Genomic DNA, 13810 nt, shown 5'->3' on the forward strand with positions numbered 1-13810 from the left:
CGTAACCGTAACCGTAACCGTAACCGTAACCGTAACCGTAACCTAAATGTATAACCGACCTCTGTAACTCTAACTTTTGCTGTAACGCAGCTTGAACGCCAACGCTAAATGTAAGTGTAATTTGTAGCTGTAATCCAACTTCTGTTCCAAATCTAACGAACTTAGGAAGCCTTATTCTGCGATTTACTGCCCATCTCCCAGTCTAACGACTTTCAAACACGCTATTTTACGAAAAACCTGCGGAAAGTCTCCAAAGGTCGACTAAAGGTAAGAAATAGCGTGTCTACGATTTGTTAGAATATGAAAACATCTTAAAGGGACCAATTAACGTCAGTGAGGTTCCTTAGCGTGGGCTTGCCATTATCAACCGCCCCTAAGTTAGTCAACCAGTGCGCCTGTTGCTACACAGCAAGGTGGATGACCCTTCAAAATACATTAGAGGGGAAAGATGTGATACTAACTACTCTTCCAACATACTTATTACAATCTGTCTCCAAGCCGGTTCGAACTTTGGTTCGAGGCGGCTTTTGTGTTGCATGATGTATTGAGCTAAAATGGTTAGAGATGTGCAAAACTTGAAGTGTTATTCGATGATTTTGTTAAAATAACCGCCATCGTATTGACACCCAATTTTCCCATATGTTATATAAAAGGAAGGGTTTAGCACTCCGATCATCAGAGTGCTAACAAATGATGTTTTTACTGCACGACTACATATGGAATGATTGTGTTTTTGAATATGGATTAAGTTAACTTTGAATAGGACATGAGAGTGGAATGAGCCAGAAAAAGCCTGGTACGCGAAAGAATGATCAATAGATTTTCAATTGATTAAAATCTCAATGTTTAAAATCAGTTGGTGAATGGTTCGGCAATAGTGAAGGGGACGAAATCGATTCTGTAGAAGCGAAGCGTTCGCCTTTATCCCCTAATTTCTCCCTTTTTAAAAGGAGATCAAGGAAATTAGGGGATAACAGCGATCGAAAGAACGATTCGTAACCGGAACGGCTAGACCGCACAAAATCATGCGCTTATTTTAAATGAGGAATAGAGTGAATCAAAAAAATCTAGGGATCAAAGCGATTGAAGGCTTTTCTAGTAACGTAACATTCTGCATGGGAGTATTCAAAGGTTTACTTTCTATATTTAACCCAATCATTCTATCCCCAATTTGAAAGGAGACACCCATTCATGGCTAAAAAAGAATTCCAGGCTGAATCCAAACGCTTGCTGGATATGATGATCAACTCCATTTACACCCAAAGAGAAATCTTTTTGAGAGAACTGATCTCCAACTCCAGCGACGCCATTGACAAAATATATTACAAAGCACTGACGGACGACACACTAGTTTTCAACAAAGAGGACTACTACATCAAGCTTACCATCGACAAAGAGAACCGTACGCTCACGCTCACTGATACAGGAATCGGGATGACCCAGGAAGAGCTGGAGAACAATCTGGGGGTTATCGCAAAAAGCGGCTCGCTGGCGTTCAAGAAAGAGAATGAAGCCAAAGACGGACACAACATCATCGGACAATTCGGGGTTGGTTTCTACTCCGCATTTATGGTGGCGGACAAGTTGACGGTAACCAGTAAAACGCTGGGCAGCGACGAAGCATGGAAATGGGAATCCGAAGGCGCGGACGGATACACGATCTCTCCAGCAGAGAAAGATTCCGTGGGTACGGAAATCGTCCTGACGATCAAACAAAATACCGAAGAAGATTCGTATGACGAATTTTTGGAAGAATACCGCCTGAGATCCATCATCAAGAAATACTCTGACTTTATTCGCTACCCGATCAAGATGGATGTGACTGGTCAGCGTGCAAAAGAGGGTACAGAGAACGAATTCGAAGAGTACAAAGAAGAACAAACCGTGAACAGCATGGTGCCGATCTGGCGTAAAAATAAAAGCGAACTGACCGAAGAAGATTACAACAACTTCTATATGGAAAAACGCTACGGTTTTGACAAACCGCTCAAACATCTGCACATCAGCGCGGATGGCGCAGTGGTATACAATGCAATCCTGTTTATCCCGGAGAACACACCGTTTGATTATTATACAAAAGAGTATGAAAAAGGCCTTGAACTGTACTCTAACGGTGTATTGATCATGGACAAATGCGGTGATTTGCTGCCAGATTACTTCGGATTTGTAAAAGGTATGGTGGATTCGGAAGATCTGTCCTTGAACATTTCCCGTGAAATGCTGCAACACGACCGTCAGCTCAGTCTGATCGCGAAGAACATCAAAAACAAGATCAAGAGCCAACTGCAAAGCTTGCTCAAGGACGAGCGTGAGAATTACGAGAAATTCTATCAAGCATTTGGCCGTCAGTTGAAGTATGGCGTATACAGCGACTATGGCGTGAACAAAGACACCCTGCAGGATCTGCTCTTGTTCTCGTCTTCCAAAGAGAAGAAGCTGGTGAGCCTGGACGAATACGTTTCCAGAATGCCGGAAGATCAGAAGTACATTTACTACGCATCGGGTGAATCCATTGAGCGGATTGAGAAGCTGCCGCAGATCGAGGGTGTACTCGATAAAGGTTATGAAGTCTTGTACTTCACCGACGACATCGATGAGTTTGCAATCAAGATGATCACGAATTACAAAGAAAAAGAATTCAAATCCATCTCCAGCGGTGACCTGGGCATCGAGGACAGTGCAGATAAAGAAGAGACGGACGCACAGGACAACGACAACAAAGAGTTGTTCGAAGCGATGCAAGCACAGCTCGGCGGCAAAGTAAAAGCTGTTAAAGCTTCCAAACGCCTCAGAAGCCACCCGGTATGTTTGTCCACCGAAGGTGAGCTGACGATTGAGATGGAGAAAATCCTGAAAGCTATGCCGAACAGTGAAAATGTACAGGCGGACAAAGTGCTGGAGATCAACGTAAATCACGATGTCTTCAAATCCTTGAAAGACGCATTTGCACAGGATAAAGAAAAACTGAGCCTTTACACAAGCTTGCTGTATCATCAAGCATTGCTGATTGAAGGACTGCCAATTCAAGACCCGGTTGAGTTCACCAACGATATCTGCAAGGTTATGGTTTAAAATCCGCAATACTGCAGTGATATAACGGTGTAACAAGAAAGCTAGGTTACAACATTTTACGTAACGTAAGGGTTTAAGGTACGGTAGAGTTCTTTCTGTAACCTGCAACGGCCTAACCCTTGCAACCACTATCTGCACTCCGACAGGGTATTTCCTTCCTGTCGGATTTTTTACTGTAGACATCAGGATTTGTTAATAAAAACAGCGGAAGTAGTGAAGAGGCGGATGATACTGGAGAGAACAGCGATATTTCATGTATTTGAATTGTCCGAATATGAACTTTCATAGAGGAACTGTCGCATCTCATTTTACAATTCGTGATAATAACAAAGTGAGGCTATGTAGGTAGGTCATGTGTTATGGATAGTGGTTCTTACTGATGCAATTTTTTGAAAATGAATAAAACTATTTTTACAGAAAAATTTCTTTGGTATTGATACATACTATCCTCAGTGATACAATTTGTATCAAAAGCGATATTGAGAGGTGAAAGTATATTAAAGTATTATCCGCCCCTAAACCTTTTGATAATTATTTTAAAATATGGGCCATTGTTTTACCTATAAATTCTTGGGTTTTAATGCCTTCAAATCCAGGAACAACGCCTGGGCTACTTTTATCCTTGTTATCAGTTGTTTTTGTGCTTTTATTTGCTATTAGTCTAAAATTCAAAAACAATATGGAAGTTAAACAGGTAACCAATTATTTTTATAGAGACTTAATTATTTTTGTTTACGTGTTAACGTTATTTAACGCCTTAGCACAATTAACTGTCTTATTCAAAATGAATGGAGGATATGACTACAATTTCGTACACAATGTTATATTAGTTAACGAAAATGGGCATGTTTTTTTAAGATCGAGCCTATTTACTCAATCCATTTATCTTATTGCTGCTTCAATAATTTGCTTTTACACTAAGTACTTTTACAAGAAGGAGTGGAATAAGTACATATTCATAGGCACTTCTATATTTCTTATTTATGGGTTTTACGAATGGTTTTATTATTTACTATTTGGAACAACTGGAGACTTTTTAAGTAACAGAGTATTTGCTTTAGATATTAACGGTAATCCTAGATTGGGGAGCATGAGTCAGAGAACTGATGCTTTTGGAATAGATACACTCAGGATGAAGAGTCTAACAGGAGAGCCAAGCGCTTTCGCGCTAACTGTATTACCTCTCTGGATATTCGCAATACATTTACGCAAACCTTTATTCCACATTCCCATGCTAATAGCATTAATTTTATCGACCTCTTCAACCGCATTTTTAGGAATATTAATTTATTTCATGTATAGAGTTTTGCGTTATCATTTAAGAGATAGGTATTGTCAAATACTAATATATTTCTCCGCAATTTTAGCTATCCTAAATTATAAAAGGATTGCTTCCGTTCTTGAATTCTTACTATTTAATAAGATTGATTCCCACTCTGGAATTCAAAGATCCTCTTCTATGTTCAAACATCTGGAATATTTTTCACATATGCCATTTTTCAACAAGTTGTTCGGGGTTGGATTTGGATATGTTCGCTCAACTGATTTTTTCTCTACGTTATTGGTTAATAGTGGTATTATTGGATTTATTTTATTTAGTATATTTTTCTTATATCCAATGTTTAAATTAAAGAAAAGTTATTTTAATGATGGTCTTAAAATTTCTTTGCTAATAATTTATGTATCCTTAATGATATCCGTCCCGGAATTTTCGTACTTGACTACATGGTTGTTTTTGGGGATAAGTTACAATCAGCTAGCGAGAGAAAAAAAATCACCCCTTCTTCACAACTTGAATCTCGCAAAATTTCAATCATCAAAAGTAATGTGAGGATGTCGGAACTTAGAATTAAATGTTCGGTAAAGTAGATTTCTCATTCTTTGAGGGATACTTTATCGAACTTTTTTTTGAATAGAATTTAATCAATGGGATACGTTGTACTTATTAACTCAACTTTCGCACCTAGAATATTATCTTAAACCCTTAGGGGCGTATGTAAGAATTCAGTACAGCAACTCCTATTGACAAAAAACACCTCAAAATTTGAGTGAATTATAATGTCATTTTATATCATTATCATTTAGGTGCACGGATGATAGTCTGGCAGGGTATAATAAGAGAAGACGACTGTGTATCACAAGTTGATGTGAGAAGAGATGACAATCGCAGACAGGTTTTGCTTTTCGAAACTGCAGAATATGTGTATAATCACTCAAAATAGAGACAGTCGGCTAGGAGTGATCAACATGCAATGGAACGATCTGAGAGAACATAGACAATACCCTGAACTAACGAAACTGGATGGGGCTCGTGCAGCCTATGAGCGCGACTATTCCAGACTGATACATTCACCGACCTTTCGTCGGCTGCAAGGCAAATCGCAGGTATTTGGCGCAGGAACGGGCGATTATTATCGCACACGATTGACCCACTCCCTGGAGGTGGCACAGATTGCACGAGAAGCAGCAAGAAGCTTGCTGCGTCGCTACCCGGAGGTAGAATTGAACCAGGCGGACAGTCCCGGACTGATTATTGATTCGGAAGTGGTGGAGTGTGCCGCGATTGCGCATGACTTCGGTCACCCGCCTTTTGGGCATAAAGGTGAAGAAGTGCTGGATGGCATCCTCGATGGTCTCATTAACACAGAGGTCAAGAAAATCATGAAGAAAAATCGCGGGGCCAAATCACCTCAACCGGAAGCGGAGATTCGTGCAGAGCTCAAGCGGAAGTACGAGCATTTTGAAGGCAACGCGCATAACTTCCGTCTCATTATGTTTCTGGAAAAACGGGAAGATATCGATGGGCTGAACCTGTCGGATGCGGTGCTGCTCGGCATCAACAAGTATCCGTATCCCGGCACGGAGAGCAAGAAAGGCATGTACCATCATGAATGGCAGTATATCCGCGAGATTCGCAATCGTTGGGACATTCCTGCTGGCAAAAAGACGCTTGAAGCACAGCTGATGGACCTCTGCGACGATATTGCGTATTCCGCACATGATCTGGAAGATGGCATCAAAGCAGGCAAAATCGAAGTACACGAGCATTTCCTGCAAGATCCGCATATCAATCGATTGATTGTGGATAAGATTACGACGCTGGAGGATCTGTTCTGGAACGGATGGACAAGGGAAGCGATTGGCAAAAAAGTCGAAGAAGTTCTCGCTTCGTTCCTGCGCATCTGGAATGAAAAGATGCCGTTCTGCGAGCATGATTACTCACGTACCCGCCGTGAGGTCAAGGCTTACTGGGTCAGTCTTTTTGTCGCTAGCCTGGGGGTTATTGATAACGGAGATTGGAAAAAGGTGACGTTTGTCCGTGAAGGTGCCGAGGATCTCGATATGCTGCGTACGGTGAGTGTGCTCAAGAGCTTTGCCTGGGTGACCATGATTCGTGACCTGCGTGTGCAGAGGTTGCAAAAGCGCAGTGAATGGATGATCAAGCGTCTGTGGGATGCTTTCCTTGACCCGGAAACGTCCAAATCCATTATTCCGTCCGACTGGCTGCAACGCTATGAGAAGGATCAGGCGAAGGCGAATCCGATCTGGACTTGGGAGCATATGGTGATCGATTATATTGCCGGGATGACGGATGCTTTTGCCGAGAAAATATACAATGAACTATACGGTCTTAAGGTCGGTTCCATCTACGATCTCGATTAGAGATAAGCAAGACGAAGGGAGATGAGACGCTTGGGTGCGAATATCAGTGGAAAATACAATCTAGGCGTACTTGACCTTGTTCCAAGGTTGAACGGCGCCACAGCAGAACAGGCGCTGCAACAATCCGTTACACTTGCTCAGCATGCTGAAGTATGGGGCTATTCAAGGTACTGGACGTCTGAGCACCATGATATGGACGAACTTGCATCAGCATCACCTGAAGTGTTGCTTGCCCATATTGGCGCGCTAACGAACACGATCCAGCTTGGCTCCGGTGCTGTGCTGTTACCACATTATAGCCCGCTTAAGGTAGCGGAGTCATTTCGACTATTGGCGGCGCTCTACCCGGGGCGCATTGAGTTAGGCTTGGGTCGTGCTCCTGGGGGCGGTCCTCATGCAACGATGGCCTTGAGTGGCAATTACTTGCAACATGTGTCCAAGTTGCCTGAGTCGCTCGCTGCACTAACCGAACTGCTGGAAGACCGCTATACCTATGAAGAACATCCGGTGACGGCCCGCCCGATTCCGGAGCTTCCATTATCCTTATGGATGCTTGGGACCAATGTAAAGAGCGCTGAGTTTGCTGCCCGCTTCGGTATGGGGTATGTATTCGGACAATTTATGAGTGATACGGATGGTACCGAGGCTGTGCGGCGTTATCGGGAGGGGTTTATCCCCAGCGCCAATAGGAAAGAGCCGGAGGTTATGGTTGCTGTCAGTGTACTGTGTGCGGAGACGCAGGAAGAGGCGTTGTCCTGGAGCCGCGAAATGGCGGAAAGACGCAGAGCCGTTGGGAAAGAGATTTCTACGCAGGCTGACAACATCAGCACAAGTTCAAGCAATAACAACGGGACCACTGATGCCACTGAGAATGGAGTACAGCGGCATTATGCCGGTACACCTGCACAGGTCTGGGATCAGTTGCAACAGGTGTGCCAAAGGCTAGATACGGATCGGCTACTTGTGGTGACAGCTGGACCGGATTACGAACGAAGGTTGGCCTCTTATAAGTTACTGATGAACGCATGAGAGGACGACTGTTAGCCGTTGTGATACAAAGAATGGCGGGTCCATACCTGCCATCTGCATGGATTCAAATCGTAAGAGTTGCAGATCGGATATTTGCCGTATGCTGCAGCTCTTTTTTGCTTCATTTAGGTCATAATTTTACATTATTCGATTCCGTTCAACAGATGGTGTGAAATAATCACAAGATTTTACAAAATAAAGCATGACTAAAACAAAAGAATGTTATAATACTTTACGTCTCTTTTCCTATAGATATAATATAGAAAAGAGTATTTTACAAGATGCCAAAAGAAGGGTAAAACAACGACAAAAGCACCTAAAATACGGAAGTGGCCGAAGATGGGCACAAGGGGGAAATCACATGTTTAGCAGATTCAGGATCAAGAGTATCGGTCTGCGTATCAGCATTGCGTTCTATTTATTAATCCTCTGTTTAATTCTTCTGAGTGTCACGATTATTACACGAATGAATTCAATGGAAAATAACACGAATGATATCACCAATAATTGGATACCATCACTCCAGCAGATTAACCGATTGAACTATACGACAGAACATATTCTGTCATTGAGTTATCGCCATTATGATGCCCAGGCAAGTGAGAAAGCAAACCTGGCTGAAGAACGTACTAAATACATTCGCGAAACAGCTCAGGCTATTAAAATGTATGATCAACAGGATAAGTCTACGGAAGAAAAGGAACATTGGGACGCACTGAAGATGAAGTGGGAAGCGTACCTCAAGATTAACACGCAATCCATCAAGCTGAGTGATGAAGGCCAGGAACAGTTGGCCAAGGAAGTATCCGAAAAAGGGGCAGCTTCCTTTGATTCCATGCAAGTTCATCTCGATTATCTGGTGCAGTACAATCAGGAGCAGTCCAATATCTCTGCCGCGCAGACCATTCGATCCGTACAAGATGGCAGGATGATCATTTTTGTGGGTGTCCTGATTATGATTGTGATTACAGCCGTCAGCATTCCCATTATTCGTTCACAAGTCGTTAAACCGCTGCTTCGGGTGATCAGTGCCGTGAAACTGATTGCGGAAGGTCAATTGAATGTCCAGGACATACATACCAAACATGAAGACGAAGTGGGTGTTCTAGCCAAAGCCGTGAATGACATGAAAGGTAATCTGACCTCGATGGTATTGAATGTCAGACGAATCGCTGAAGCCGTCAACCGCCAAAGCAGCGAACTGGCCATTTCCTCTGAAGAGGTTAAGATCGGCAGTCGACAGATTGCCATAACGATGGAAGAGTCGGCAAAAGCGGCAGAGAGTCAAGCGGAAACGGCTGTTGAATCTGCCCGTACTGTTGAAGGATTGAACGCACATATCCAGCAACATTCCGAACAGGGGAATCAGCTTAGACTGATGTCAGATCTCATTTTGAAACAAGGACTGACCGGTCGCGAATCCATGGAGCAATCCGTAAACCAGATGCAGCAGATTGCTGGTGTAGTTTCGTCTTCCATGAACAAGATGGAACAGCTGGACCGCAAAAACGAAAATATATCGCAGTTGGTTCAAGTCATTCATGACATTGCGCGACAGACCAACCTGCTCGCATTGAATGCTTCCATCGAAGCTGCTCGTGCAGGAGAGAGTGGACGCGGATTTGCAGTTGTTGCAGCAGAAGTGCGGAAATTGTCCGAAGCCGTTCGAACTTCTGTAGAGGAGATTACCGTCATCACGGAGGACATCCAGAAGGATTCTCAGGGTGTTGTTGAGGAATTGCGAACAGGTGTACTGGAAACAGAACGAGGGCAGCAGCAAGTACGTAATTCCGGCAATCTGTTCCGTACCATTAGTGAGTCGGTAGAGGGTATGGTTCAAGTCATTGGTACAATGACAGATGGTCTGGAAGGCATGCAGGAAGCGAGCGGACGGATGAATGATTTCAGTCAACAAATCTCGGCAGTATCAGAAGAATCCGCGGCGAGTGTAGAGGAAGTGTCAGCGTCGGCTGAGGAACAGGTGAGTTCAATGGAAACGATTAGCGGCAATATTCAAACCTTGAAAGACCTGTCCGAAGATCTTCTTTCTTCCATTGAAAAATTAAAAATATAAAACCTCTTCTTATAATAGAAGAAACATGAAGGACGGCTACCATATTGAGCTCTACAAACAGCAAAGATTCAGTTGTCGGAAGTTACGTATATACCTTCGCTTGTCATGAGAATGAACGTGCCCTATGTGAATTGGAATTGGAAACGATGCTCGTTCGTGGAACAGATATTGGTTCAGGAGATCACGCTTATGTACGCTCCAATATTTGCATTCCACCAGGTAGAAGTCCATTTGTCCGGGGCAGACTGGATGTGATGGCCGAAGCGGATACAGTAGCAGGTCTGAAACCTGCTGCTTCACAAGTCGCCCTGTCATCTGGTGAAACGTTCAAGGTTGTCTGCTTGAAAGAGGGCGATGACATGCCGGATTATGCACATTCCCGTCTGCTGGAAAAAGAGCTGGGCATGTGCATTCAAGGCAAAGCTATGATGAAACAGCCTGACGTGACTTTTGGACTAATGCAGGTGAATGGAAAATGGCTCTTCGGTCAATGGACTGAGGCTGATCGCTCGTGGCAAACCCATCATCAGAAGCCGCAAAATTACTCTACGGGCCTTGGTGTTACGTTAGCCAGAGCGTTGGTCAATATTGCTATTCCGCAAGTGGAGGGACATCAGTTGCTCGATCCGTGCTGCGGAATGGGAACCGTTGTAATTGAGGCGTTGTCGATGGGGATTGAGGCAAGAGGCAATGATTTGAACCCTTTGGCAGTACAGGGTGCACGCATTAATCTTCCTCATTATGGGTATGATCCAGCCAGTATTACCCTCGGGGATATGAATGATTTGGAAGGTTTCTACGATGCAGCCATTCTGGACATGCCATATAATCTCTGTTCTATTCTTCCGGATGAGGAGCAACTTGCTATGTTGACGAGTTTGAAGAGACTTGCAGGACGGGCAGTGATCGTTTCCACCGAATGGGTAGCGGGGCACATTTTGGATGCCGGATGGAACATTGATCAGTATCGAACGGTGAGCAAAGGCACGTTTATACGTCACATTTGGCTCTGCACATAGAACGGTTGAACTGAAAATAACAGAAAAAACCTCGGTACCGGAAAAAATTCATTTTCCGGTACCGAGGTTTTTGATTTTCGTAGGGAAACTACCTTACATGGATTTGTACAATTTCACATAGGAGAATTTAGCGTTTTTAGTATTTATGACTATAATTCACCAGATTGAGCGGGAGGGTTTGTCCAGCAATATACGCTTCCAGGTTTTGAACAAAAATATCAAGCGCCCGTTCGGTGTATTGCTCTGTACTGCCTGCAATGTGCGGCGTAATCAGGACATTGTCTTTACCCCACAGCGGATGATTGGCAGGGAGCGGCTCCTCCTCGAATACGTCAAGTGCAGCAAAGGCAACCTGCCCACTGTTAAGTGCACCCAGCAGAGCTTCCGTATTCACGCTTGGACCACGTCCGACATTGACGAAACAGGAACCGGATTTGAAGTGCTCAAATGCAGTCTGATTATAGATATGATGGGTTTCATCTGTGAGTGGCAAAATATTGATGACGTAATCGCCTTGCCCCAGTGCTTCATGAAGGCCGGACATATTGTACATTTGGTCTACATTCGGAACGTCTTTTCCGGAGCGCCGAACCCCAATGACCTTCATGCCCAGTGCCTTGAGAATACGTGAGGTTTCTGATCCAATCTCTCCGACGCCAACGATAACCGCTGTTTTACCATGTAATTCTGGCAGTGGTTTTCCTGGTGATTTCCACTCCGCCTGCTGCTGGTGCAGCATCGCTTGTCTGAGCCAGCGGCTGTGGGACAACATCATGCCCAGAATGATTTCAGTAATGGGAATGGCGTGTACGCCATTAGCACTGGTTACCAATATACTTTTTTGTTCCAAATCTGAGAAAGGTAGGTTATCCACACCTGCTGACCAGACCTGAACCCATTTCAGAGGACTGTTTTCTTTCAGTGCATGCTCGGTTACCAGAGGAGACCAGCCTACGATGATTTCGGCTTCTTTTAACTCCGATGTATCAATCTCCCTGGCTTTGCCAACCGTAAGTGTATAACCTGGTGCTGCATCCAGAATGCGTTGCTGCTGCTTTGTCGACAAGGATGGAAAACATACAATTTTACCCATAGTTAGTGGCCTCCTAAATGGAAATATGTTGTGGCTTTAGTGTAGCAGAAAAGAAGGTGATGTGCGTAAAAGGCAGGAATACAGCCTCATGTGCAAATCCCAAAAATTGTGTCACTCTATACTTAACCAGCTTGAAACCATAGAGGCGACTGTGAAATAATAAAGCGAACTTTAGAAGAGGTGTATACCATGAATAACTATTCACATTCACATACGGATCTTCCATCCCGACGGGAACGATTATTTACTGCACTTCGAGTGCCGGCACATATTCAGAATTCACTTCGGATGTCTGCGGAACAGGTGCAAGGAAAGTTTGATTTTCGCAAATGGACGGACTACCGGGATTATCATATTACATTGCAATTTCTGGGAGATACCCTTGTTAGTGACATTGGCCAACTTCGGAAAGTGCTGCGCTCGGCAGCGTCCGGATTCCAGCCTTTTGAACTGCAATTATCCGGATGGGGAACGTTCGGTTTGGAAGAGACACCAAAGGTACTGTGGAAAGGTGTTGAAGGGGAAACGGACAAACTGCATCTTTTGCAAAAACGGATCGTGGATGCAACTTCCTCTCTTGGATTCGAACCTGAATTAAGACCTTATTCTCCTCATATTACGATCGCGCGTAAATTTCTGGGTGGGGACCCAGGAAATGAGGATAAAGGAATATTTGAAGTGCTTCCAGTGCACTTTTTGGGTGTTAATTCTTGGATGGTGCAAGATTTTGTGCTTTATGTGACACAGCCAGGTCAGGCGCCGATGTATGAGGTCGTGGATACGTTTTCTTTTTCCTGAAACTCATTGATATGACATAAAATCACATTGACATTACGTTATTCCCTATGTAATATTAGCCATCGTTATTCAAATTCTTTTTTTGTGGTTACTAAGTTTAGGGAATTGTTTCGACAGGAGGAATCTTCGAATGGATATTATAAGCAAGAATCGTTGGGTGGCACCGATGTTATCTGTGCTGCTTGTATGTATAGTGGGGGCTAATGTCGTTCAGGCGACTGGAAAATGGAATGAGGCAAGTGATAGCAAACAGATGACCGAACTTGCGGCTTCTGCGGAAAATAGCGAAAATTCTTTTAGCGGAGACAGGCGGATGATGGAAGACGGGACAAGTCTGTCTACTGAGGCGTCTATCCAGGCTGATAACTGGACCAATTCGCTTCCGGCCAAGAACTGGCTCACGACTGCTCAAGAAGAGCAGCAACAGAAAGAAGCCAAGGCTAAACATGCGGCCCGAGCTGCAGCAGCGGCCAAAGCGAAGAAAGAGGCTGCTCTCAAATTGGCGAAAGTAGAGCGTGCCAAAGCGGTAGCTGCAATTACGACTCCCCCCCAAAAACTTTACTTTACGCGGACCAAACTTCTGAACCAGGAAGACTCGAAACTTGCAACCTGGTCATACAGTGTGTCCGATAAAGAGCTGCTTCTGCTGCAAAAAATCGTCATGGCAGAGGCGGAAGGTGAACCGTACGAAGGCAAAGTGGCAGTAGCCAATGTTGTCTTAAACCGGCTGCGGTCAGCCAATTTTCCCGATACCATTTACAAAGTAATCTACCAGAAATCTCAATTCAGTCCTGTAGCGAACGGGCGCTTGAAACGTGTTACTCCCAATGAGGACAGTATCAAGGCAGTTAATGCAGCGTTGAATGGGAAAAAGGAAGTCGCCGATGATACGTATTATTTCTTGTCATTGACGCTTGCGGACGATCTCACAGTGGCTCGCTCCCAGAAAAAAGTAAAAACGATCGGGCATCATACTTTTTACAAGTAATTGACCTGTAAATTCTGCAAACAGGCAGGGTAGTTAACTATGTATTTGATACATAGACCTTGAAAAGCTCTGTA

General features: G+C 44.0%; 8 protein-coding genes. 7 read left to right on the plus strand and 1 reads right to left on the minus strand.

The features are described 5' to 3' along the window. Window positions 1–1191 precede the first annotated feature (1191 nt). The 5 genes from htpG (at window position 1192) to BMY78_RS02025 (ending at window position 10857) form a co-directional block, all read left to right on the plus strand. Window positions 1192–3072 carry a molecular chaperone HtpG gene (gene htpG / locus BMY78_RS02000; protein ID WP_063564526.1) on the plus strand — a complete coding sequence of 627 codons (1881 nt, stop codon included), beginning with the start codon at window positions 1192–1194 and terminating at the stop codon, window positions 3070–3072. Window positions 3073–5319: 2247 nt separating this feature from the next. Further along, the gene (locus BMY78_RS02010; RefSeq protein ID WP_090894198.1) at window positions 5320–6735 is read left to right on the plus strand and encodes a deoxyguanosinetriphosphate triphosphohydrolase family protein; all 1416 of its coding nucleotides are present in this window, start codon (window positions 5320–5322) and stop codon (window positions 6733–6735) included. A 30-nt stretch (window positions 6736–6765) separates the two neighbouring features. Beyond that, window positions 6766–7764, plus strand: a complete 999-nt coding sequence (locus BMY78_RS02015) for an MsnO8 family LLM class oxidoreductase (RefSeq protein WP_256221917.1) — start codon at window positions 6766–6768, stop codon at window positions 7762–7764. A gap of 361 nt (window positions 7765–8125) precedes the next feature. Continuing rightward, complete coding sequence (locus BMY78_RS02020; protein WP_177185628.1) at window positions 8126–9838, plus strand: methyl-accepting chemotaxis protein; 1713 nt, start codon at window positions 8126–8128, stop codon at window positions 9836–9838. A gap of 44 nt (window positions 9839–9882) precedes the next feature. Beyond that, the gene (locus BMY78_RS02025) at window positions 9883–10857 is read left to right on the plus strand and encodes a TRM11 family SAM-dependent methyltransferase (protein ID WP_256221918.1); all 975 of its coding nucleotides are present in this window, start codon (window positions 9883–9885) and stop codon (window positions 10855–10857) included. Between the two features lie 136 nt (window positions 10858–10993). Here BMY78_RS02025 and BMY78_RS02030 read toward each other — a convergent pair whose 3' ends face one another. Continuing rightward, entirely contained in the window at window positions 10994–11950 is a 957-nt protein-coding gene (locus tag BMY78_RS02030) for a D-2-hydroxyacid dehydrogenase (RefSeq protein WP_090894202.1), read from the minus strand. 189 nt (window positions 11951–12139) lie between these two features. Here BMY78_RS02030 and thpR point away from each other — a divergent pair, with 189 nt between their 5' ends. Beyond that, window positions 12140–12748, plus strand: a complete 609-nt coding sequence (gene thpR / locus BMY78_RS02035) for an RNA 2',3'-cyclic phosphodiesterase (RefSeq protein ID WP_090894204.1) — start codon at window positions 12140–12142, stop codon at window positions 12746–12748. 130 nt (window positions 12749–12878) lie between these two features. Then, a complete protein-coding gene (locus BMY78_RS02040; protein ID WP_090894207.1) occupies window positions 12879–13736 on the plus strand; it encodes a cell wall hydrolase in 858 nt (285 codons plus the stop codon). The last annotated feature ends 74 nt before the right edge of the window (window positions 13737–13810 follow it).

This window comes from Paenibacillus sp. OK076 (genome assembly GCF_900110055.1).
Lineage (GTDB): Bacteria > Bacillota > Bacilli > Paenibacillales > Paenibacillaceae > Paenibacillus.

What these genes read in the sequence shown, in the direction of transcription:
- thpR (WP_090894204.1), top strand. Translation starts at nt 12,140, where the DNA reads ATGAATAACTATTCACATTCACATACGGATCTTCCATCCCGACGGGAA.
- BMY78_RS02010 (WP_090894198.1), top strand. Translation starts at nt 5,320, where the DNA reads ATGCAATGGAACGATCTGAGAGAACATAGACAATACCCTGAACTAACG.
- BMY78_RS02030 (WP_090894202.1), bottom strand. Translation starts at nt 11,950, where the DNA reads ATGGGTAAAATTGTATGTTTTCCATCCTTGTCGACAAAGCAGCAGCAA.
- htpG (WP_063564526.1), top strand. Translation starts at nt 1,192, where the DNA reads ATGGCTAAAAAAGAATTCCAGGCTGAATCCAAACGCTTGCTGGATATG.
- BMY78_RS02020 (WP_177185628.1), top strand. Translation starts at nt 8,126, where the DNA reads ATGTTTAGCAGATTCAGGATCAAGAGTATCGGTCTGCGTATCAGCATT.
- BMY78_RS02040 (WP_090894207.1), top strand. Translation starts at nt 12,879, where the DNA reads ATGGATATTATAAGCAAGAATCGTTGGGTGGCACCGATGTTATCTGTG.